The organism is Candidatus Poriferisodalis sp., assembly GCF_965221945.1.
Classification (GTDB): Bacteria; Actinomycetota; Acidimicrobiia; order Acidimicrobiales; family Poriferisodalaceae; genus Poriferisodalis.
Genome location: NZ_OZ244925.1, coordinates 1,741,365 through 1,762,539, shown reverse-complemented (window position 1 = coordinate 1,762,539; position 21,175 = coordinate 1,741,365). Strand labels below are relative to the sequence as shown.

General features: G+C 65.5%; 16 protein-coding genes and 1 pseudogene. 12 read left to right on the top strand and 5 right to left on the bottom strand.

Translation table 11 applies throughout. From position 1 onward, the window contains the following. Positions 1-50: 50 nt before the first annotated feature. From ACOQPH_RS08230 to ACOQPH_RS08220, 3 genes are read left to right on the top strand one after another with little or no spacing between them, the layout of a single operon-like run. Positions 51-2,210 (top strand): hypothetical protein, encoded by a 2,160-nt coding sequence (locus ACOQPH_RS08230; protein WP_420624145.1) that lies wholly within the window; start codon positions 51-53, stop codon positions 2,208-2,210. 10 nt (positions 2,211-2,220) lie between these two features. Then, positions 2,221-3,726, top strand: a complete 1,506-nt coding sequence (locus tag ACOQPH_RS08225) for a hypothetical protein (protein ID WP_420624144.1) — start codon at positions 2,221-2,223, stop codon at positions 3,724-3,726. After that, positions 3,723-5,108, top strand: coding sequence for a hypothetical protein (locus ACOQPH_RS08220; RefSeq protein WP_420624143.1), 1,386 nt, complete (start codon positions 3,723-3,725; stop codon positions 5,106-5,108). The genes ACOQPH_RS08225 and ACOQPH_RS08220 overlap by 4 nt, the downstream gene beginning before the upstream one ends. On the opposite strand, the pseudogene ACOQPH_RS08215 reads toward ACOQPH_RS08220, so the two are convergent. Together ACOQPH_RS08215 and ACOQPH_RS08210 are read right to left on the bottom strand one after the other, a co-directional pair. Continuing rightward, positions 5,100-6,295, bottom strand: a pseudogene (locus tag ACOQPH_RS08215) (ISL3 family transposase). The gene ACOQPH_RS08220 and the pseudogene ACOQPH_RS08215 overlap by 9 nt on opposite strands. Positions 6,296-6,660: 365 nt before the next feature. Next, complete coding sequence (locus ACOQPH_RS08210) at positions 6,661-6,882, bottom strand: hypothetical protein (protein WP_420624142.1); 222 nt, start codon at positions 6,880-6,882, stop codon at positions 6,661-6,663. 475 nt (positions 6,883-7,357) lie between these two features. On the opposite strand from ACOQPH_RS08210, the gene ACOQPH_RS08205 reads away from it, so the two are divergent. The 8 genes from ACOQPH_RS08205 to ACOQPH_RS08170 all read left to right on the top strand — a co-directional run bounded on the left by ACOQPH_RS08205 (position 7,358) and on the right by ACOQPH_RS08170 (position 16,560). Next, positions 7,358-8,305, top strand: coding sequence for a hypothetical protein (locus ACOQPH_RS08205; RefSeq protein WP_420624141.1), 948 nt, complete (start codon positions 7,358-7,360; stop codon positions 8,303-8,305). Further along, the gene (locus ACOQPH_RS08200) at positions 8,302-9,816 is read left to right on the top strand and encodes a hypothetical protein (RefSeq protein ID WP_420624140.1); all 1,515 of its coding nucleotides are present in this window, start codon (positions 8,302-8,304) and stop codon (positions 9,814-9,816) included. Before ACOQPH_RS08205 ends, ACOQPH_RS08200 begins: the two co-directional genes overlap by 4 nt. Continuing rightward, positions 9,813-11,132: a glycine betaine ABC transporter substrate-binding protein gene (locus ACOQPH_RS08195; RefSeq protein WP_420624139.1), complete on the top strand. Its 1,320-nt coding sequence runs from the start codon at positions 9,813-9,815 to the stop codon at positions 11,130-11,132. Before ACOQPH_RS08200 ends, ACOQPH_RS08195 begins: the two co-directional genes overlap by 4 nt. 270 nt (positions 11,133-11,402) lie before the next feature. Next, positions 11,403-11,924, top strand: coding sequence for a cell wall-binding repeat-containing protein (locus tag ACOQPH_RS08190; RefSeq protein WP_420624138.1), 522 nt, complete (start codon positions 11,403-11,405; stop codon positions 11,922-11,924). Continuing rightward, positions 11,918-12,754: an IS630 family transposase gene (locus tag ACOQPH_RS08185; protein ID WP_420624137.1), complete on the top strand. Its 837-nt coding sequence runs from the start codon at positions 11,918-11,920 to the stop codon at positions 12,752-12,754. The genes ACOQPH_RS08190 and ACOQPH_RS08185 overlap by 7 nt, the downstream gene beginning before the upstream one ends. A gap of 836 nt (positions 12,755-13,590) precedes the next feature. Continuing rightward, positions 13,591-14,142: a hypothetical protein gene (locus ACOQPH_RS08180; protein WP_420624136.1), complete on the top strand. Its 552-nt coding sequence runs from the start codon at positions 13,591-13,593 to the stop codon at positions 14,140-14,142. 193 nt (positions 14,143-14,335) lie between these two features. Further along, complete coding sequence (locus ACOQPH_RS08175; RefSeq protein ID WP_420624135.1) at positions 14,336-14,707, top strand: RDD family protein; 372 nt, start codon at positions 14,336-14,338, stop codon at positions 14,705-14,707. Further along, a complete protein-coding gene (locus tag ACOQPH_RS08170) occupies positions 14,704-16,560 on the top strand; it encodes a hypothetical protein (protein ID WP_420624134.1) in 1,857 nt (618 codons plus the stop codon). Before ACOQPH_RS08175 ends, ACOQPH_RS08170 begins: the two co-directional genes overlap by 4 nt. On the opposite strand, the gene ACOQPH_RS08165 is transcribed toward ACOQPH_RS08170, so the two are convergent. Continuing rightward, complete coding sequence (locus ACOQPH_RS08165; protein WP_420624133.1) at positions 16,523-17,440, bottom strand: integrase core domain-containing protein; 918 nt, start codon at positions 17,438-17,440, stop codon at positions 16,523-16,525. The genes ACOQPH_RS08170 and ACOQPH_RS08165 overlap by 38 nt on opposite strands. Then, the gene (locus ACOQPH_RS08160) at positions 17,413-17,772 is read right to left on the bottom strand and encodes a helix-turn-helix domain-containing protein (RefSeq protein WP_420624132.1); all 360 of its coding nucleotides are present in this window, start codon (positions 17,770-17,772) and stop codon (positions 17,413-17,415) included. The genes ACOQPH_RS08165 and ACOQPH_RS08160 overlap by 28 nt, the downstream gene beginning before the upstream one ends. 93 nt (positions 17,773-17,865) lie before the next feature. On the opposite strand from ACOQPH_RS08160, the gene ACOQPH_RS08155 reads away from it, so the two are divergent. Further along, on the top strand, positions 17,866-18,231 hold the full coding sequence (locus tag ACOQPH_RS08155) for a hypothetical protein (RefSeq protein ID WP_420624131.1): 366 nt from the start codon (positions 17,866-17,868) through the stop codon (positions 18,229-18,231). Positions 18,232-18,259: 28 nt separating this feature from the next. Here ACOQPH_RS08155 and gcvP read toward each other — a convergent pair whose 3' ends face one another. Beyond that, positions 18,260-21,169, bottom strand: coding sequence for an aminomethyl-transferring glycine dehydrogenase (gene gcvP / locus ACOQPH_RS08150; RefSeq protein ID WP_420624130.1), 2,910 nt, complete (start codon positions 21,167-21,169; stop codon positions 18,260-18,262). Positions 21,170-21,175 lie beyond the last annotated feature (6 nt).

Sequence of the window (21,175 nt, the reverse complement as noted above, 5' to 3'; positions counted from 1 at the left end):
GCGGCAGCTGGGCAATCCTGAGCAATCAGCAGAGCATCAAGGCGACGCGGATGGGCCGCAACGACGACCGGGACCGTTCCGCGGGCGATGACAACTCGCGGCTGTCCGGGGTGGAGCTCGCGCCGGGGCACTACACGATCGAGGCCACCACCTACGGCAGCCGCCGCACCGGCGACTACACGCTCACCGTGGTCGCTGTCGGGGGCGCCGGCGCGGCATGCACCGACGATCTGGGCACCCTGACGGCGGGCCGGCATGTGCGCACCGGCACCGTCGCGGCCGTCGAGGGATGCACCTCGACCCATCGCGGCAGCGGCACCAGCCGGCCGTCTGCACGCTGGTACACGTTCACCCTCGACGCCCCCGCATGGATCGACATCGACCTCGCCAAAGCCACCACCAGCAGCCTGGACCCCTATCTGCTGCTCCTGTCAGGACACACCAGCACCGGCACAGTCCTCGCCCAGGACAACGACAGCGGCACCGCCACCGCAGCCCAGATCCAAGGCGTCCACCTCGACCCCGGCACCTACACCATCGAGACCACCGCCGCCACGCACACCGGCACCACCAGCACCGGCGACTACACCTTGACCGTCACCGTCCCCATCAGCGGCCTCGCCCAGACCGTCGACGCCACCGTCGACCAGCACACCACCATCCACTTCAACTACTGGCCCAGCGACGCACGTACGAGCATTGCCGCGAACTCCGTATCTGCGCGGGAATCGCTGCGCATGGCGTACTCGTCTGCTGCAGGAACCGGAACGCTGTCGTTGGCGGTGCCGATAGTCGATGCTTATCGGCTCGGTCTCAGTTATTCCGCCGACGCGGGGTCGGCGGGCAGCCGGACGCGTTCGGTGGCACGCAGCGTGCAGTCCAGTGCGACTGACCGCCGGTTTGATGTCGACGTTCGCGGCACATGCGATCCGGGCGAGATCGTTAGCCCGTACAACGGTTTGCGCTGTGTCCCGTTTGCGCGTACGGCCGATGATGTGGTGCTTCCTTTGGGGCATGGGGACAAGTTTCAGGTCACTCGGGGGACTCTGTTGGGGGTCGATCAGGCCGCGAGGGAGGTGCTGATCGATTACAACGCCTCATCGAGGGGGCCCTGCCCGGCCAGGTCGGTGACCGAGACGTATCTCGCAGCGGTGCTGTTGTCGATCCCGTTCAAGGAGATCCGCACGGGCAGCCGAACCTCGCCGGCCCGCTCGCCGATGTCGTTGCCGCGCACCGATATTGCGAGCAGCTCCAAGCCCCACTTGGTTCAGCTCTATTCCTATGACAGCCTCACCAAGGACCCGAAGCGGGCGTTCTGGCATCCGTCGGCGGGGTTGTGGAAGATTGACGACACCTTCGGTGTCGCCGGGACGTACAAGCTGAATCACGCCGACAGGGCTCATGTGATCACAGCAGCCAAACACGCTGCCCAGCACATCCTGCCGAAGCTGTGCGCTAACGCTGAAGTTGACGACGCAGATGTCGATCTGGCGTTTTCGAAGTGGCTCGGGTGCCACAACGAACGATTGGGTGTTGTTCGCGAGTGTCGCTTGGAGGTGCTGCCGAGGCTGTATGTGAAGGCGACGAGCAGCCGGCCCGAGGGTCTTTGGGTGACAACAGCGCAGAACCAAAACGACTACAGCTTGAGGGGCGGCGTGTCGTCGCATCGGTGCCGCTGGGGTGTCTCTGGGGCGAGCTTCGATTGCTGGTTCTACGACACCGACGACACCCCGAACAGGCAGGGCTATATCGATGGCTTCGATCCTGAAGCCGACAACCCTGACAACTTCGTCGACGGATCCCCTTGGCCAGTATGGCGCAGCCCGTTGGCAGCGCCGTTCCTGTCGTTCAACCATGGTGAGCGGCTTGGAGAGCAGAGATTCGCGGTGTTCCCGCATTCGCTGCTGAGCGGCGACGATCCAGCGGTCCTCGACACGCTCATCAAGGCCGTGCCGACGGATGAGAGTGCCCGCGTCTGGTATCCGTCCTCGGATGACCCGTCGGTGGATGCGGACGACCCTGACGGCGACGAGAACCCTGACCATTCGTGGGAGGTCAACACCTACGGGCAGCAGGCACTGTGGGTGCACGTGTGCCCGCCGGGAATCTGGGAGCTCGGCGCGAACCTGTGCCAATGGGTGAGCACCAATGCCGGCGATACTGATCCGCTGGGTAGTTTCGCGACGCGGATCCGAGCGCTCGGCTACTGAAGGGAGATCGATGTTCAGGAAGGCTCAGCGGCTTTCTGTCGCCGTGAGAACAGCAGCCGCAATCGGCGGCGCAGCTGCGGCCGCTGCTGTGATTGCCGTGGCAGCGTGGTCGCTGCGGGGATCCGAAGAACCCAGCGAGGAACTGCCGCGAGTGGCTCCGGCGCCGGCGCAGACGGCCGATGCGCCGGTCACCACCGAGACTCAACCGAGGACTTCTGTGACCGTGGCGCTGCCACCGATCAGCACCACTGCTGCGGGGGAGGCGACGGCCGGGACGAGTCTTGACAGCACTGTTGATGAAGCGATCGAGGTGGCGCCAGAGCAGTATCGGGTTCCGCTGGGTCCGCGCGACGAGCCGGGGGCGCTGTGGGTGATGCGCGCTCCGCGGCACCAGTCCAGCGGCATCGAGGAGCGCGTGCTGGACGTGTGCGTCCGGGACGACGCAGTGTCGGCGGTTCTCGGTCGGGCGGCGGGGCCCGGTCAGCTGCTGACCCAGAGCGAGCAAGAACGGCTCCAGCAGGTCCAGTGGCTTGCGGGCTGCAACCTCCCAGAACCGCACCCGGACCGCTCGGGCCGCTACGTGGGTTGGAGCCTGACGCGCGGGACGCTGAGCTATCACGCCACCTACGAGGACGCGGCGACGCAGCTCCAAGCGGAACAGGCGGTGCGTCGGGCCCGCCGCAACACGCTGCCCTTTGAGGCGGCATTGCTCGGCAACGTCAGTATTGGTAGCAGCAGCGGGCCTTTCGACATCGAGTATTCCGATGCGTCGTCGCCCGTCGACGAGGTGGAATTGATCGCGAGTTCGGTCAACGTCGCCGACGGCGTGCTGAGAGGCATGGTGCGCAACAGGTCCCGAACCCTGTTCGCCTACGGGGTGACCGTCACCGCCGGCGGCACGTCGTGGCGGTGGCCGCTGTCGATGCAGCCCGGCGAACTGGCGCCCTTCGAGATCGAGGACTGGTCCGGGCCATCTGACCCCGACGCCATCGCCATCGCGGCGGAGATGTCCCCCGATGTCGACCGCTCACGCGCATTCCTCTTTTTTCTCCTCCACGAGCAAGCACCGTACCGGTATCCCCCCGAGGTAGAGGTCGAACTCGAATCGGGAGACTGCATCGCCCCAGCAGGCAACGGCCGTCACTACGCCGTAGAGCTTGGCCGCCCGTGGTACGCAGAACTCGACTCGCACTCGAGCCTCTATCCACACATCTACAACCTGGAGATAGCGGACTTCCGCGTGTACGTCGCGTTCTACGACGAACGCACCTACGGCGTGCACGAGGTGCAACAGCTTCACGTCCTCTTCCCCCTCAGCTCATCGCAGGTGGACTACGACGATCCCGACGCCGCCGAATTCAGGATCATCAACAGCCTTCCGCAGCCTCACCCGAACCCGGCTGCGACTTCGGTCGACTACCACGCTTTCATGGCGTTCTGCAACAACCACTACACCATCGGAAACGACTACACGGTCTGGGTCGGCGGTGCCCATCCCCAGCACCCGGCGCCGTGACGCTGTCGTGCACTGCGGACGGCACTGCCTCGGTGGCGTTCGCGGCTCGGGCCGCTGACAGTTGCGCTGAGCACATGGGCACGCTCGCGGTGGGCACCACGACGCGCAGTGGGACGATCGCGGCCGTTTCGGGATGCACCTCGCCGCAGCGCTTCAGCGACGGGGGCACGTCCACAAGCCGCTACGCGCGCCGTCATACCTTCACGGTGGCCTCCCCGTTGCGGGTGCAGATCGATCTGGCGTCGGCAGCGGCGAACACCAGCCGGCTCGACACCTACCTGTTGCTGCTGGAAGGCCACAGCAGCGACGGGACGGGCACCGTTTTGGGCCGCAACGACGACGTCGGCTCCGGGCACGGCACCCACCGCCACAACTCGCGGCTGTCCGCGGTGGAGCTCGCGCCGGGGCACTACACGATCGAGGCCACCACCTACGGCAGCCGCCGCACCGGCGACTACACGCTCACCGTGGTCGCTGTCGGGGGCGCCGGCGCGGCATGCACCGACGATCTGGGCACCCTGACGGCGGGCCGGCATGTGCGCACCGGCACCGTCGCGGCCGTCGAGGGATGCACCTCGACCCATCGCGGCAGCGGCACCAGCCGGCCGTCTGCACGCTGGTACACGTTCACCCTCGACGCCCCCGCATGGATCGACATCGACCTCGCCAAAGCCACCACCAGCAGCCTGGACCCCTATCTGCTGCTCCTGTCAGGACACACCAGCACCGGCACAGTCCTCGCCCAGGACAACGACAGCGGCACCGCCACCGCAGCCCAGATCCAAGGCGTCCACCTCGACCCCGGCGCCTACACCATCGAGACCACCGCCGCGACACACAGCGGCACCACCAGCACCGGCGACTACACCCTCACCGTCACCGTCCCCATCAGCGGCCTCGCCCAGACATACGACGCCACCGTCGATGAGCAAACCACCATCAACTTCAACTACTGGCCCACCAACGCGCGCATCGCGGCGGAGTCGGAGCACTTGGCGGTGGCGTCTTCTGGCAGCGGCGGCAGCCACAGCATGATGGTGGCCCCCGACCGAGCGCGCAGCCACGCCGTGTCAGTTCACATGAACTCCTCAACGGCACCAAGAAGCGGCACAGCAGGCGCTGCGCGGGGCGCGACAGCACGCAGCTCCCATCAGGACGGCACGACGAGAACGTTCCCGGCAACTGTCACAAGCTCATGCCCGACCGGCAAGGTGCTGAGCCCGATCAACGAAGTTCTGTGCGTCGTGCCCTCGAGCGATCCGGACCCAAGACTGGACGATGTCGGCGAGGAGCCCGTCTACAACCAGGCGACAGACACTCTAAAACTGAGCCTTCGTCTTTTTTGGGATTCGGGCTGCTGGGCTCGGCGGGGTTCATGTTAGGAGAAGGCCGCGGGCTTCGAAGTTGGCGTAGTTGGTGAAGCCGTGCGCTTTGCGGCGCAGGACCTGGAGCAGGTTGTTTGTTCCCTCGATGCGTCCGTTGCTGGGCCGTCGCGCGTGGTGCCAGTCGAGGATCTGGTCGTGCCACGCGAGGAACGTGTCGACGGTGTCGCTGAACTCCGGGATCTGCCCGGTGCCGTAGATGTCCGCGAACCGGTCGAGTGCTTCGAGGGCGCCTTTGCGGTCTTTGGCGAGGTAGAGCTGGTGCAGCTCGCCGAGCGCGTCCCTTGCTGCTTTGAGCCGGGGATGGGTCTCGAACAGGGCGTCGAGCCGTTTGCGCTCGGCGGCGTCGAGCTTGTCGGGCGGCGCATCAGCAAGAACCGCGCTCGGAACACTTCGGGGTCGAACGCCGGCTTGGAGCCCTCGGGGCGGCGCTGCACGTCGCGGCGCACTGCTGTGAGGCCCGCCGCGAACCATCTGATCACGTGGAACCTGTCCAGCACATGGCGGGCGTGGCCGAGGCGCACTTCGATGGCTGCCTTGTACGCCGCCGAGCCGTCGGACACCACGACCTTCACGCCGCGGCACCATTTGTGCCCCTGAGCAGCTAGAAAGCCCGACAGCGCCTGGGCGCTGCGGTGGGGCACCATGGCGAGCACCTCGCCGGTGTCGCCGTTCACCAGCACCGTCACGTACCGGTGCCGTTTGGGGATCGAGGTCTCGTCCACCAGCAGCACCCGGTACCTCTGCCGACGGCGGCGGTCGGCGACCAGGCCTGCCCAGGCCACCACCAGCGCGTTGACCAGCCTCCAGCTCAGCCCGTGACGGCGAGCTGCGGCGTTGACCGTCATCGCCCGCGCGTCGGCCACCAGCCGCCGCGCCAGACGCGCGGTGACGCGGCCCTCGAACGCCGGATGGTCCTCCATGAACCTCCGGCCGCCGCAGGCCTCGCAGACCATGCGCCGCTGCTCGAACACCAGCGTCACCGGCCGGCCCGACACCTCCAAATCGCGTATCTCGCGGTCCCGGCGGTCATGGACCCTGCCGCTCGGCGTCCCACAACCGGGACAGCACGGGCGGCACACCGCCGACTCCACCCGCACCACCAGCCGCTCAGGCGCGTCAACGACCACCCCCAGCACTCTGACCCGCGGCAGCCACAGCCGCACCGACACAACATCACGCGCCATCGAGGCCCTCCAGGGTTCGGCGTTGTCTCAAACACCGATCCCAGCAGGGCCTCGACCCCTACAAACGGACCCTCAACCCACCCTCATCCCAAAAAACGGCGAAGGGCCAGCATCTCGGCACGCTGTCCACCGGCCGCGTCGAGCGCACCGGCACCATCACCGCCGACACCGCATGCACCTCCGCGACGCGTCGCAGCGGCAGCGGCACCTACTACACGCGGCGGCACACCTTCACGCTCGACTCGCCCGGCTGGGTCACCATCGACCTCGCCAACGCAGCATCGAACACCAGCCGGCTCGACACCTACCTGATCCTGCTCAACGGCCACGGCGGCGCGGGCACCCAGATCGACAGCGACGACGACTCAGGCAACCGCAACGACAGCCGCCTCGCCGACATCTTCCTCCAGCGAGGCAACTACACCATCGAAGCCACCACCTTCACCGCCCGAGCCGTCGGCAACTACAACCTGACCGTCGACGCCACCGTCACCGGACTCCAAACCAGCTACGACGCGATCGTGGGCCGCGAACTGCGTATCGACTTCGACCTCGGAAACCACGAAGCCACTGCCACCGCATCGCATGCTGACTTCGGTGTCAGAGCGCGACGCACCGGCACTACCGGCACGCTGCTGGTGGTGTCTGACAGCACCAACGCCCGCTCGGTCACCGTGTCGTTCGCCAGTGCCGGCACAAGCAGTGGAACTGCACGAGGTGCGGCTCAACGCTCGCCTGATACGGCTAAGAGCGCGGAAACCGCTCACACGATCAACTTCGTGTCGACTTGCGACGACGACCAGCTCGAACACCCGGAGTTCGGCACCTGCGAATGGGACGAGACTGCGTTGCAGGATGACAGAGGCGACCGCTATCTCGTCACCCCCGCACTGCTCAATGGCGTGTACCGGGTCGCCAACCGGGCGGTGAGCGCGTATGAAGGCGAGTGCGACATGACGCCCACCCGGCTAGCGGCGTTCATGATCTCGATTGGGATCTGGGAGACCAGGGCCCCCCGGCGGCAGGTATCACGTGAACCACAAGGGTCATCCAAGGTCACTGATGAGCCTGTCCCGCAAGGACCTGAGCGACAGACTGTATCCGAGCAATACCCCTGGGACCGACCCCGCGCGGGCGTTCTGGCATCCCGGCGTCGGCTATTGGCAGCTCGACCATTGGCGCCCAGACCTCAACCACGCCGAACGTGCCGATGTCGATGTCGGTGGAGGCGAAGTCGCGAGTCGGCTGCTCAAGAAGTACTGCGGCAAGAAGCTGATCGAATTCAAAAACGGCCTTCTCGACAGCGCGTGGAACGCATGCATCCTGCCCCCATACGACGACGATGACAACCCTATAGTTGACCCGAAAACGGGAAGACCGTTCAAGGATGACGACGGGCTCTACATGGGCGATCACCGGTGCTTTGAGACTCACAGGGAGATCTATCTCGGCGGCGAACTGGACGATGGCACCTACCGGGGCTTGGAAGGGCTGTGGGTGACCACTGATACCCCCGACGATCCTGACGAACACAAGTATTGGAACAACGAGTCCTTCGTCAACACCAAAGGCGGCGTGCAGCCCTTGCAGTGTCGCTGGAACGACTCGGCAGCCCAGTTCGGGTGTTGGCTGTACGACACCGACAACCCCGAGGGCTACGTCGACAACTCATCGAGCAGTGGCGTGCGGACCGGAGACAACCGTTCGAGTCCGTATTCGGCGCCGTTCGTTTCATTCACCCACAGCAACAAGAGGTTTGCTGTATTCCCTGAGTCGTTCGCGGGTGGTTCGGTGACGTGGTTCAAGCATGTGCCGGTGGACAAGCTCGTCCGCGGGTACTCGGGGACGTCGTGGCACGAAGATGACTATGACATCGACGGCGGCACCGATGACGTGCTGAGGGTGCAGGACACGACCCGCGTGCTCAGTACCGATCCAGAGACTGTGTACGAGTGGGTGGATGTCGCGGCGTCGGACTTCAAGACGGCGATGCGCAGGCGCTACCCGTGAGCGATCGCGGCACTCACAGCGTCCGGTGCCGCACTCGGGTTTGCTGGGGTGCGGCCGGCGCTGTGGCCGCCGGCTTGCTGGCAGGTGCCTGCTCGGCGGAAGTGGCAGTGCGGCCTGACGGTGGCCCCTCGGCGACTGCTGCGGCCGTGGAAACGCTGATGCCGGTGCCGACGCTGTCGAGCCGGGCGGCGGTTGAGAGGGCGGCACCTGCTGATACTGAGATCTCGGCGACGACAGTTGTGCCGCCAACGACAGAGATGTCGGCGCCGACGAGTACCTGGGTGGTGTTCGAAGAGGTCGAGGAGCCGCCCGCACCTGCGGTGTTCGATCGGGTGCGCATCCCCCTAGCAGTAGACGACGCCGCGGGCGCGATGTACTGGTACATGAGCGGTTCGTACGAGCCTGGATACCTGCCGCCACCGTTTGAGCATGCGGGCGAGGTGTTCGATCTGTGCAGTGTCGAGGATGCCCATGTCGACCTCCATCGCCGTCGCGCGGGTGCGAGCGGTCCCAGCAGGGAGTTCAAGCGCGACTGGTTCCGCTACCGCGCGCCGGGGGACTGCCGGGGGCACGATCTAGCGCTCGCCCGTCCGCTGCTGGGCGTTTGGCCCGGGCGTTACTTCACTTTTGACGATGACGGCCGCAAGAGTCCATATCTGGTGTCGCCGCAGGAGGCCGCCGAATGGTACCGGGAGCATGCGGGGGCACCGGGCGCCCCACAGCAGAATACGATCCCTTTGGGGATGGCGCCCGCGGGTCTGTTCGGGCGCTTCAGCTCGCGGGTCACGGAATTGGCTGACGGTCAACCTTGGATCCATTATTCCGATGCCGGCGACCCGGTCGACGAGGTGCGGGTGCTGCCCGACTCGGTCGCCGTCGGCAACGATGGAACGCTGCGGGGCTTGGTGCGGAACTGGTCGCGCACGCTGTGGGCGTATGGGACGGTTGTAGACGCAGGCGAGGGTGAGTGGACGTGGCCGCTGTCGATCCAGCCCGGAGAGTTCGCGCCATTCGAGATCACGGACTGGGGCGGTCCTGCGGATGCGGCACTGATCGACTTCTCGGTCACTGCGGAGATGTCCGGTGACATGGATCTGTCGCGAGCTTGGTGGGGATGGTGGGACTGGCAGTACTACGACAGCAAGTCTGACTTTGGAGCGTCGGATCCGGAGTTCGATCGCTACACATTCAGCAGGCTTGACCCGATCTCGCATCCGCTCGGTGACGCCGCGTGGGCATCGGGGCTCACCTTGGATCTGGCCGTGTACGCCGCGGAGCTAGATCCCGACGGCACCGTGACTGAAGTAAGTGCGTACGAGTTCCACGAGTCCGGTCCGCGGAGGGACATTCACGACGAAGCCCACCTAGGCGACGGGAGGCCGCTGGTGCGCTGGTACTACCCGCGCTCGGCGTACTGGACCAGCGAGGTCGGTTTTCTTCGTCACTATGGCTCGCATGATGATCCTTGGGTGGCGTGGGTCGGGATGCCGCGCCCTCGGGTGGACCAGTGAGCTGGGCAGGCCGCTGGGCTTCCGGCGCACGTCGCGGCGGGTTCGTGTCGGGGGGCAGCGGGTCGATTCGTTGGCGTCGGCCGTGCGCGTTCGTGGCTGTTGTGGCGCTGGGTTGGGGCTGCACGGCCGATGGCGGGCCGGCGGCGGATTCCGGTGTTTCGGGTGAGGAGGCTGTCGCGGCGGAATCGGTGACAGAGGCTGTGCAGTCGTCGGTGACTGCGACCGAGGCGTTGGAGCCGGCAGCGCCAGCGGTGCTGCGTCCTGGTGAGGGTGTTGCGGTGAGCGCGGCTGTGAGCGCGCGGCCGGGGTCGGTTTTTGGGGGGGAGGTGTATCGGCGGTTGTTGGGGGAGCTGGGCTATGCGGTGTCTGATCCGGCGGTGTCAGTGGTCGGGCGCCAGAGCGTGGCGTATCTGCATTTGGCGGAGGGAGAGTTCGATGTGTGGCTTGATGGCCGATTCCCCTATGACGAGGTGTGGCTGGACGGTCAGCGGTTCGATGAGTCCCGTGTGGGGGACCATGTAGCGGTGCTGGCTGGACGGCGTCCGGCCGATGCGGTGTCGGGCTGGCTGATCAGCAAGGCGTTCGCGGACGAGCACAGCGTGTACACCCTCGACCAGTTGAACCGCGACCACGTGGCTTTGGCGGCATTCGACGCTGCTGATGCGATTCCGGGCAACGGAAAGGCCGACATTTTGACGGCACCCGAGGGGGCCGTCAGCGGCGATGTCCATGCTGCGCAGGTCGCGTTCTCGGGATGGGACCGTATCGCTGTGGTGCGGCTGGGCTCTGAGGAGTTCTTCGCTCTCGACGAGCGCTTCGTGGACGCGGTGGCTCGGGGGGTTCCGATGATCGCTGTGGCGAGCACGCCGTCACGGCTGGTGGGGCTGCTGCGTCCGGGTGTCGATGTGTACTGGCTGGGGATCGAGGAGTACCTCGACGATTCCAATCCGCTGGGGCACCCCCAGGGGGCGTTGTTCTCGCAGTGGACTCGCGGCCTCGACGGCGCTGGTGGGCACGCCCAGTTCAGCCCCGATGAGTGTCCCTCAGCCGCATGGGACCCACGAGGGCTGTGCCCGCTGGGCTGGATTGCCAGCACCCGCACGGTCGCGGTACGCGCGGAGTTTGCTGCGGCGAATCCCGCTGCCTCGGCTCTGCTCGACGCTGTTTTCATACCGACTGCGGACATCTCGCAGGCGCTGGTACGTGAAGCCGAAGGCGACGCGCCAGAGGTGCTGGCCGCTGAGTGGATCGCTGCCAATCGTGCGTTGGTTGACGAGTGGTTGGGAGCAGCCCGCGTAGCGACTTCCCGCGGCTAAGTGACCCGTCATCGGAACGCCGGAACATCCCGGTTCTGTGATGTTTGTGCCGGACAGGTTGCTATTGCTCGTGGTTCCGCCTTGTTGTCTGCGGCTGCGGCCTGCACACGGGCAGCGCGACGCCAGCCGACGGCCTACGCGTCGCCTTTGTTCGCAATCCTGAGTTCGAGGCGCCACCGGCAAACGGCCCGCCGCATCGCTCGCAGTGACTGCTGAGATCCGGGGGCTCGGCAACCTCGTGAGCCAGTCGGTTCGTCGTAGCATCCGGCCGTGATTCGACAGGGAATGCGTGCAATTGCCGCCGTGCTAGTGGCGGGCGCCTTGTTGCTGGCTCCCACGATCGGTGTCGCTGCACACGTCGACGAAGCCGATCTTGCTGCGGTGCATGTCGTGCGCTACGGCGGCGCGGATCGCTATGCGACGTCTTTGCTGGTCGCGGAGGCTTTCGCTGCCGATGCCGGTGGCAGCTTGGACTGGGTCGTGATGGTGTCGGGCCGGAGTTGGCACGAGGCTGTCGTCGCTGCGTCGGTGTCGGGCAGCCTCGGTGCCCCGGTGTTGATGACGCCTCCCCACGAGGTGCGCGACGACGCGATGGACTTCCTGGATCGCGTCGGGGCATCACGGGTCCTCCTGGTCAGCACCGGTACCGATTCGAGGCGTTCCATCGACAGCGCTGTTGATGAGCAACTGCGCAGCGCAGGCCTGACCGTCGATCACGCCGCCGACGCTGAACTGGTCAACGGGGCGCACCGGAAGCCGCAGCAGCCTGGCGTTGACGGCGGACATTGCTGACACGCATCGGGGCTCATCAGGACACGGTGCGCCGCTGGCGTGACGAGTTCGGGTCCCGCGGCGTGGACGGGCTGGGGGCGGTGGCGCCGGGGCGTGGGCGCAAGCGGGTCGTGCCTCCAGAGGTGACCGAGGCGATCGTGGCCGACACGCTGTGCGCCGAGCCGCCTGAGGGGGCGGCGTGCTGGTCGACGCGTGAGATGGCGGCCCGTCACGGCGTCGGCAAGGACTTCGTGGCCGAGGTGTGGCGCGAGCGGGGTCTGCGCCCGTGGCTCGCTGATGTGTTCGAGGTGTCCGCGGATCCCGACTTCGAGGCCAAGCTCCAAGACGTGATCGGGCTGTACGTGGACCCGCCCGAGCGCGCTGTGGTGTTCAGCTTCGACGAGAAGACCCAGATGCAGGCCCTGGACCGCACCCAGCCGTCGCTGCCGATGCGCCCGGGCCGCAACCGCACGATGACCCACGACTGCAAGCGCAACGCCACGATCGACCTGTTCGCCGCGTTCAACGTCGCCACCGGTGAGGTCCTGGCTCAGACCCGCAAACGCCGCACCGGCGCCGACGTGCTCGCGTTCTTCAAGTGGATCGACCTGCACACGCCCCGCCATCTCGACGTCCACGTCATCTTGGACAACGTCTCCGCCCACGAATCCGAGCCCGTGCGCACCTGGCTCGCCCACCCCCGGCGCAAACGCTGGCACCGGCACTTCACACCCACCACCAGCAGCTGGGCGAACCTCGTCGAAGGCTGGTTCTCGATCCTGACCCGCAAAGCACTCAAGACCCGAGCGTTCACATCAGTCGGCCGCCTCACCGAGGTCATCGAGCACTGAGCAGCCCACTGGAACCACAACCCCCAGCCGCTCAAATGGGCCAAGACAGCCGACCAGATCATCGCCGAAGTCAAACGAGCCCGAACCGCCCTAAACAAAACCGCGACACACCACTAGGCAGACTCCTGAGGCTTTTTGATCTCGAGGACCACCCGGAATTTGGCAACGTAGAAGTCCCGTTCGTTTACGGCTGTATGAGACACGACATGAGCTGGCGAAACCTCTATCGTGCCGAGTATCATTACCGACACATCGGCGCAGTTTCGAGGGGTCCGTGGCGAGTGGGAACGATGAACGAAGCAAATGGGCGTCTCGGATTGGACCTTGTGCAGCTTTGCCGGGTTGATGGCAGTGAGACAAGTCCTGAGAGCGAGTCCATCTATTTCAACTGGAGTATCCGACGCGATGCTCCATATCCGGCTCAAGCATTACGACGCTGCGATGCTAAGGCCACTCAAGTTCTACGTGGTGTTGGTGCCGTAGTTCCCTTCATTTCGAGCGTGTATTATCCTCCGAAATAGCAGAGAGAAGTCTTGCCGATGAATGCGCGCACTCGCATTGCCTTAGTAGTTCTTCTCATTGCAGTTGTGGTTCTAGCCATATGGATCGGACGATCAATCGTGTTTGGCTCTGCTCCAAGCGAGGATTCAGCGGCAACGGATCATCAACCGTACGACAACATACGGGGTCCGACTGGTCGGGCTTACACCGAGGATAATCTGCAGTTGTTGGAAGCGGTCCGACAGCAGTTTCGGTCCGTACGACCGTGGGTTGATCCGTACACGCCAGAGGAGGAGCTCAGTAGAATCGAAGACGAACTCGAGGAATTTCACCAGATGAAAGGTCACGAGCGTGAACGGCAGTTCTTTGAGATGCAAGTTGAGAGCGTGATCTCCAGTGCGATTGATAACCTAAGTTCTGACCTGGATCTTTATGAGGGAACTTTGGCGCTTTCCTTTCACCAGTCTGTAGATGAGTGTGCTGCAGAACACGGAATTGAGAACGGTAACGATCTAATTACGGCCCTTGACTGGGGCGCAATAGAACCACGGATCGCCAATGATAGCGACTATGAGCTTGATAACCTATTGCAATTGCGGCACGACTGTGCAGTGCATGCTTCAAGCTATCCGACGTTGTCGGAAGCACTTCGAAATGATCTGATCAGTCGAACTGAATCAGCGCTGCTTGAAAGTGTGCTGAAATGGACACGCGAACATCCAGAGTTGGTGGTACCGATGGAATACCATACAGGAGCTAACCATCCCTATGCGGATCAGTTGGCGGAGGCATGCCGAGGGTCGAGTAATCCCAGTGCTTGTGCTGAGAACGCCGGCATTGATTTGGAATCTGACACGCCAGACAACGGTCAAAACCGTGGGGAATAGAATGGGTGCTCGTAACCCGAATGTGCTCGCTGGTGATGTCCGGGTCGCGCGCATTGGAGCGCGTATTGCGGCCACAGTCTATGATGCGACTATCCTATTTCTGGTGCTTCTTATTGTTGGTGTGGTGCTATGGGTTTAGGCTTTTACGCAAACCCCAAGTAACTTTGGCAATAGCTACAGTACTGATCAGATCATGATCTTCATCCTGCTTCCTATAGCGACATGGCTCGGCTATCACTTTCGTCAAATATACCGCGTGGTCTTATCCGGACAAACGGCAGGGATACGCAACGCAGGCATTGAGATCATCTGTCTTGGTACGGACGATCGTCTGACTTTCCTCAGAGCAATGACCCGCATAGCTCTGCCAATCGTCGCTGCGACAGCGGGTATGATATTGGCCTTGATCACACGTATCAGTGAGCTTCTATGGGTGAGTGCCCTGTGCTGGTTGTTTTTTCCGCTCTCGGTTCTATGGAATCGATCCCGACATGGTTGGCATGATCTCGCAGCAGACGCGGTTGTCGTTGTGAGCGAGGAGAGCGAGGCACGGCGCTCAGCGTGAGCCTGGCTGAGCTGGGCGACATCGACGTGACTGTGACCTGCCGCCAGGCCGGCTACCGCACAGCCACCGCCACCTCAACGAGCTTCGACGCCGCAATCGACGTCGACTGCGCCGCTGCGTCGGACCCGTGTGATGACCCGTTGGGCAGCCTCGCCTCGGGCACGACCGCCCGCAGCGGGACCATCACCGCTGACGCGTCGTGCACGTCGCCCCAGCGCTTCAGCGACGGGGGCAGCTCCACGAGCCGCTACGCGCGCCGGCACACGTTCATCCTCGACGCCCCCGCGACGGTCACCGTCGATTTGGGCTCTGCGTCGTCGAACGCATCCCGGCTCGATACCTATCTGCTGCTGCTGGGGGGCCACAATGCAGGCACCGGCACCGTGGAGGGACGCAACGACGATCGAGGCGGCGGCAGCCGGGACTCGCGCATCGCCGACAAGCGCCTCACTGCTGGCGACTACACGATCGAGGCCACCACGTTCGGCTCAGGACGCACCGGCGACTACGACCTGAGCGTCAGCGTTATGTTCGACTCGGTAGTGACCATCAGCGGGCTCGTCGACGTCACGCAGACAGGAACCGGCGAGCTGACGGTGTCCGATGAGTTCACCGTCGCGCCCGTCACGGCTAGTTGCAATGTGACGCCGGTCACGGCGTCGGTCACCGCTGGCCAGAACGGGCTGCGCACCCTGTCCGCGGCATTCACGGTGCCTGGCTCGGTGGGCACTGTGGTCAGATGCACTGCGGCCGGCCGAGGACCCGCGCAGGACACCGCGACGCTTGCTCACGCCGGCGTGCTGTCGTCCATAGCGGCGCGCGTTATCGACAGTGGCGAGTGCACGGCCACGGCTGCTACTGGCAGCATCGATGCCGCCTATAGGTGCACCATCGGACGCGGCAACACCGCCACGGTCGCCGCGGACGCCACAGCCACCGGCGACACGCTCGAGGTGGCCTGGAGCGCGACCGGCGGCGTCGCGGTGGGCTCGCAGGTCCAAGCCTCGGCAGTTGCCGGCTCGACTGCGGGAACGTTCGAGCGCACCGCGACCGCTGAGCTGAGCTGCACTGCGAACGGCGCTGCGACGGCGACGGTCACGCTGCCGGGCACCACCGCCACCAAGACGGCGCAGCTCACGGTCACCTGCGCCAACGCGGTCACCATCACCGGGCTCGCGGACGCCACCGGCACCGGCAGCGGGCAAGTCACGGTCACTCGCGGCTTCACCGTGTCGCCCGCGACGGCCTCCTGCACGGCGGACCCGGCCACCGCGACCGTCACCGGTACCGGCAGCTCGCGCACGCTGTCGGCATCGGTCAACTCGCCGGGATCGCTGGAGGTCACCGTCACCTGCGAGGCCACCGGTCATGCCGACGGCATCCGACAGATCACCCTCACCGCTGAGCTGGCCTGCTCGCAGCATCTCGGCACGCTGGCCACCGGCCGCGTCGAGCGCACCGGCACCATCACCGCCGACACCGCATGCACCTCGGCGACACGCAGCAGCGGCAGCGGCACCTACTACACGCGGCGGCACACCTTCACGCTCGACTCGCCCGGCTGGGTCACCATCGACCTCGCCAACGCAGCATCGAACACCAGCCGGCTCGACACCTACCTGATCCTGCTCGACGGCCACGGCAGCGCGGGCACCCAGATCGACAGCGACGACGACTCAGGCAACCGCAACGACAGCCGCCTCGCCGACATCTTCCTCCAGCGAGGCAACTACACCATCGAAGCCACCACCTACCGCACCACCGCCACCGGCAACTACAACCTGACCGTCGACGCCACCGTCACCGTGTCCCGTGTCAAGTTTCTTGCTCAGTCTCGGGTGCGTCTTGTATGAGGGTCGGGGCTTGGGGGTGTGCGTCGAGGGGGCGTGCCCAGTCGAGGTTCTCGTGGGGCCTGGCGCGGTTGTATTCGTCGATGTAGTCGGTGACGTGGGCGGCGAGGTTGATGCCGTCTGCGATGTCGTGGCGGTAGAGCCGCTCGTATTTGAGGGCTTCGAACCAGCGCTCGATCACGCCGTTGGTGTGCGGTGAGCGATGCCGGGTGCGCACGTGAGCGAAGTGCGGCCTGGCGGCGAACCAGCGGGCCGCGGCTGCTGATTTGGTGGCCGGTGCGTTGTCGGTCACGATCACGACCGGGGTGATCTCGCTGGTGTCGGGGTCGGCGCAGTCCTCGATGAGAGCGTGCCCGAGCAGCTCGCCGGCTCGGGCCTGGGCGGCATCGAACGCTGCGCACCCCTCCCCGGCGGTCCCGGTGGCGCTCACCGGGCACGCCAGAACCACCTTGGTGACGTAGTCGACCACGCCGCCGAGCTGCCAGGTGCCCTGCGCTGCGGTCTCGAACTCAGAGACCTCTGCCTGCGGTACCCGGTTCGGTCTCGACGGGGCGTCGGCCAAGACCGCTCTGCGGGCGGCGCCGAGCTGGCGCCGCCCGGCCTGGTAGCGGATCGGCTGGAGCAGGCCCCGGCGGGCCATTGCCCGCCTGAGCGACGACTGGGACCCGAAGTCGTGGCCGGCGTAGCGGCCCATGGCCCAGATCTTGCGATGCCCCCACGCCGGCCACTCCGCAGCCAGCTTGGCAACTGCGGGTTCTATCCGATCCACCACGGGCGCAGGCCACGGCCCTTTCGGCGGGCCACCGGCGCGGTGGGTGGCCAACCGGTACTGGTAGGTCCGTCGGGGCACGCCGATCAGAGCCGCGAACCTCGTGATGGGCATGCCCGCGTCGGTGCGGACCGGCTCGAGGTCCTCAACGGGGGGAGATACTCCGCCCCCTTGCGCCACACCCCCAGCCCCACGTGGGCTTCGCCCAGTGCCGCTCCCGGCTCCTCGTTCTCCGCTTCGAGCTCGACCTCACGAGATGTCCGGCGCCTACGGCCCGCAGCCAGGCCCTCCCGACCCGACTCGACCAACAGGCTCTTCCAGTTGTGCACCGACTGCTCACTGACCCCAGCCTTGCGGCCAGCCTCAGCAGCGCTCTGCTCACCCCGCAGCACACTCAGCACCACTTGGAGCTTCTGCTCCGCGGACTTATTCGACGGTCTCGGCATCTGTCTCTCCTTGCACGGGCATCAAACCCGTACCTGAGCAACAAACGATGACACGGGACATTCGCGGTCCAGTCAGACGATCTTCCTCATACTGTGACCGCGACGGTCCGCCAGGCCAGCCGCGTGCGGTTCGAGTATCTGCCAGCGGACGCGACCGTCACCGTCGGGCCGATCAGCCACGAGGGGCTCGCTGCTTCGGTGACCGCGCTGTACGGAAGCGCAGCAGTCGACCTCACCCCCGACAAGGCCCGCACCAGCACTGTCGCGGTGGCGTTCACCGCATCAGAACATGTCAGCACCGGACAGATCACCGTCACCGCCGGCTGCCAGACCGGATATCGGTCCAGCCCCGACGGCACCTGCCAGGCACTGTCGCAGGAGTTGCCTGACTCCTTCAATCGGCGACTTCGCTGCTGCTCTCGATCGTCCATCTGGTCTTCCTCTCACGAAAGACCTTGACAGGCAACGACCTCCGTCAGTCTTAGAGCTAGTCGGTCTCGAAGGCGCGAGGGGCGGGGCAGGCGCACATGAGGTTGCGGTCCCCGTAGGCGCCGTCGACACGGCTGACCGGCGGCCAGTACTTGTCCGCGACCAGCGACGCCACGTTGGTGCCCTCCGGATAGACAGCCTCCGTGCGGGAGTACGGATGGTCCCATTCGTCGCCCAGTACATCGATCGCTGTGTGCGGTGCATTCGCGAGCGGGTTGTCGTCGGCTGGCCATTCGCCCGAGGCGATCTTGTCAATCTCGGCCCGGATCGTCGCCATGGCGTCGCAGAACCGGTCGATCTCCGCCAGCGACTCGCTCTCGGTCGGCTCGATCATGAACGTCCCGGCGACCGGGAACGACATCGTCGGAGCGTGGAATCCGAAGTCGATGAGCCGCTTGGCCACGTCGTCGACGCTGGCCCACGCGGAGAACGGCCGCAGATCCACGATGCACTCATGGGCGATCAGGCCGTACCGGCCTTGGTACAGGATCGGGAAGTGCTCGCCGAGGCGGGACACCAAGTAATTGGCAGACAGGATCGCGGTCTGGGTGGCTCGGGTCAGTCCCTCGACTCCCATCATCGCGATGTACATCCACGGGATCGGCAGGATGCCCGCCGATCCCCACGGGGCAGACGAGATCGCACCAGGACCGGTATCAGGGCCGGCATCCGGCTCCAGCGGGTGATTCGGCAGGTACTTCGCCAAGTGCAGTCGGGCCGCGACCGGGCCGATGCCTGGACCCCCGCCACCGTGGGGAATGCAGAACGTCTTGTGCAGGTTCAAGTGGCTGACGTCTGCACCGAACGTGCCGGGTGCCGCCAAGCCGACGAGCGCGTTGAGGTTGGCGCCGTCGACATACACCTGCCCACCCGCTTCGTGCACCTTGAGGCAAACCTGGCGGATGCCGTCCTCGTACACGCCGTGCGTGGACGGGTAGGTGACCATGAAGGCCGCCAGCTGCTCGCCGTGCTCGGCGATCTTGGCGTCGAGGTCTCCGAGATCCACGTCGCCGTCGTCGGAGCAGCCCACCACGACAACGCGCATGCCCGCCATCACTGCGGAAGCAGCGTTCGTGCCGTGCGCCGATGAGGGAATGAGGCACACGGTCCGGTTTGCATGGCCTCGGTCGTCGTGGTAGCGGCGGATCGCCAGCAGACCTGCCAGCTCGCCCTGCGAGCCGGCGTTGGGTTGCAGCGACACCGCGTCATAGCCGGTGATCTCTGCCAGCCACGCTTCGAGATCGGCGATGAGCCGTCGGTAACCGGCGGACTGGTCTGCCGGTGCAAACGGGTGGATCTCCGCGAACTCCGGCCAGGTCACCGGTGTCATTTCGGCCGCGGCGTTGAGCTTCATGGTGCAGCTGCCCAGTGGGATCATCGAACGATCGAGGGCTACGTCATAGGAGGCCAGACGCCGCAGGTAGCGCATCATCTCGGTTTCGGAGCGGTACGCGCCGAATGTGGGATGTGTGAGGAACTCGGTCGTGCGCTTGAGCTCCGATGCGATGCCCGAAGGGGCCGTCGCTGCTGGTGCAGCGACGAACGCACCGCTGCGGGCTTCGGTCGCCCCAGTGACGCCGAACGCTGCGAGCACCTCAGCCACCGTGGTGTCGCCGCAGTTCTCGTCGAGCGACACGCCCACCGTGTCGTCGTCGACGCGCCGAAGGTTGATGCCCGCGTCCGCGGCGGCGGCCAGCACCCGTTCGGCTCCGTGGGGGACTTCCACGGTCAGCGTGTCGAAGAACGATGTGTTGCGCACGTGCAGGCCGCTGCTGCGAAGGCCCGCAGCGAGCCCGGCAGTCAACCCATGTACCCGCTCTGCGATAGCGACAAGACCTTCGGGGCCATGCCAAACGGCGTACATCGAAGCCATGACGGCAAGCAGCACCTGTGCGGTGCAGATGTTGCTGGTGGCCTTCTCACGCCGGATGTGCTGCTCACGGGTCTGCAACGCCAGCCGGTACGCGGGCCGGCCGGCGGCATCGCGCGAGACGCCGACGAGCCTCCCGGGCATCGAGCGCCGATGCTTCTCGCTGGTTGCAAGGAATGCCGCGTGCGGTCCGCCGAATCCCAGCGGAACGCCGAATCGCTGCGAGCTGCCCACGACGATGTCGGCGCCCTGCTCGCCGGGTGGCCGCAGCAGGCAGCACGCCAGCAGGTCGGCGGTAACCGTCGCAATGGCCCCTGTGCTGTGCAGTGCCTCAATCACAGGTTCAAGGTTGCGGACGGTACCGCTGCTGCCGGGATAGGACAGCAGGGCTCCGTAGACCTCCGCTGGCTGCAGGTCGGTGCTGGGATCGCCGATGCAGATGTCAATCCCGAGCGGCGCAGCACGCGTGACAACCACATCAATCACCTGCGGGTGGCAATCGGCGTCGACGAAGAAGCGATCGGGTCCGCTGCGCGTTATCCGACGCGCCATAGCCATCGCCTCAGCGGCGGCGGTGCCTTCACACAGCAGCGACGAGTTCGCGATCTCCATGTGCATCAGGTCGCAGATCATCGTCTGGTAGTTCAGCAATGCCTCGAGCCGGCCTTGGGAGATCTCGGGCTGGTACGGCGTGTACGCGGTGTACCACGACGGATCCTCGAGTACGCCCCGCCGGATGACCGCTGGGGTGAGCGTGCCGTAGTAGCCGAGCCCGATGAGCGAGCGCGCCGGAGTATTGGCTTCGGCCAGCTGCTTGATTGCCGCAAGTGCCTCGGTCTCGCTCATCGGCCGTCGCAGGCCGGCGAGTTCGAGCGGCTCGTCCAGCCGGATCTCGGCAGGGACCGCGGCATCGACGAGTTCTTCGAGCGAGCTGAACCCGAGGCGCTTGAGCATGGCGGTGATGTCGTCGGGCCGCAGACCGATGTGCCGTGTTGCGAACTCCCCAGATGCTGCGAGGTGCTCTTGGGAATCACTCATACGTGT

What these genes read in the sequence shown, in the direction of transcription:
- ACOQPH_RS08230 (WP_420624145.1), top strand. Translation starts at nt 51, where the DNA reads ATGGGCCGCAACGACGACCGGGACCGTTCCGCGGGCGATGACAACTCG.
- ACOQPH_RS08225 (WP_420624144.1), top strand. Translation starts at nt 2,221, where the DNA reads ATGTTCAGGAAGGCTCAGCGGCTTTCTGTCGCCGTGAGAACAGCAGCC.
- ACOQPH_RS08210 (WP_420624142.1), bottom strand. Translation starts at nt 6,882, where the DNA reads ATGCGATGCGGTGGCAGTGGCTTCGTGGTTTCCGAGGTCGAAGTCGAT.
- ACOQPH_RS08205 (WP_420624141.1), top strand. Translation starts at nt 7,358, where the DNA reads ATGAGCCTGTCCCGCAAGGACCTGAGCGACAGACTGTATCCGAGCAAT.
- ACOQPH_RS08180 (WP_420624136.1), top strand. Translation starts at nt 13,591, where the DNA reads ATGAAAGGTCACGAGCGTGAACGGCAGTTCTTTGAGATGCAAGTTGAG.
- ACOQPH_RS08175 (WP_420624135.1), top strand. Translation starts at nt 14,336, where the DNA reads ATGATCTTCATCCTGCTTCCTATAGCGACATGGCTCGGCTATCACTTT.
- ACOQPH_RS08165 (WP_420624133.1), bottom strand. Translation starts at nt 17,440, where the DNA reads ATGCCCATCACGAGGTTCGCGGCTCTGATCGGCGTGCCCCGACGGACC.
- ACOQPH_RS08160 (WP_420624132.1), bottom strand. Translation starts at nt 17,772, where the DNA reads ATGCCGAGACCGTCGAATAAGTCCGCGGAGCAGAAGCTCCAAGTGGTG.
- gcvP (WP_420624130.1), bottom strand. Translation starts at nt 21,169, where the DNA reads ATGAGTGATTCCCAAGAGCACCTCGCAGCATCTGGGGAGTTCGCAACA.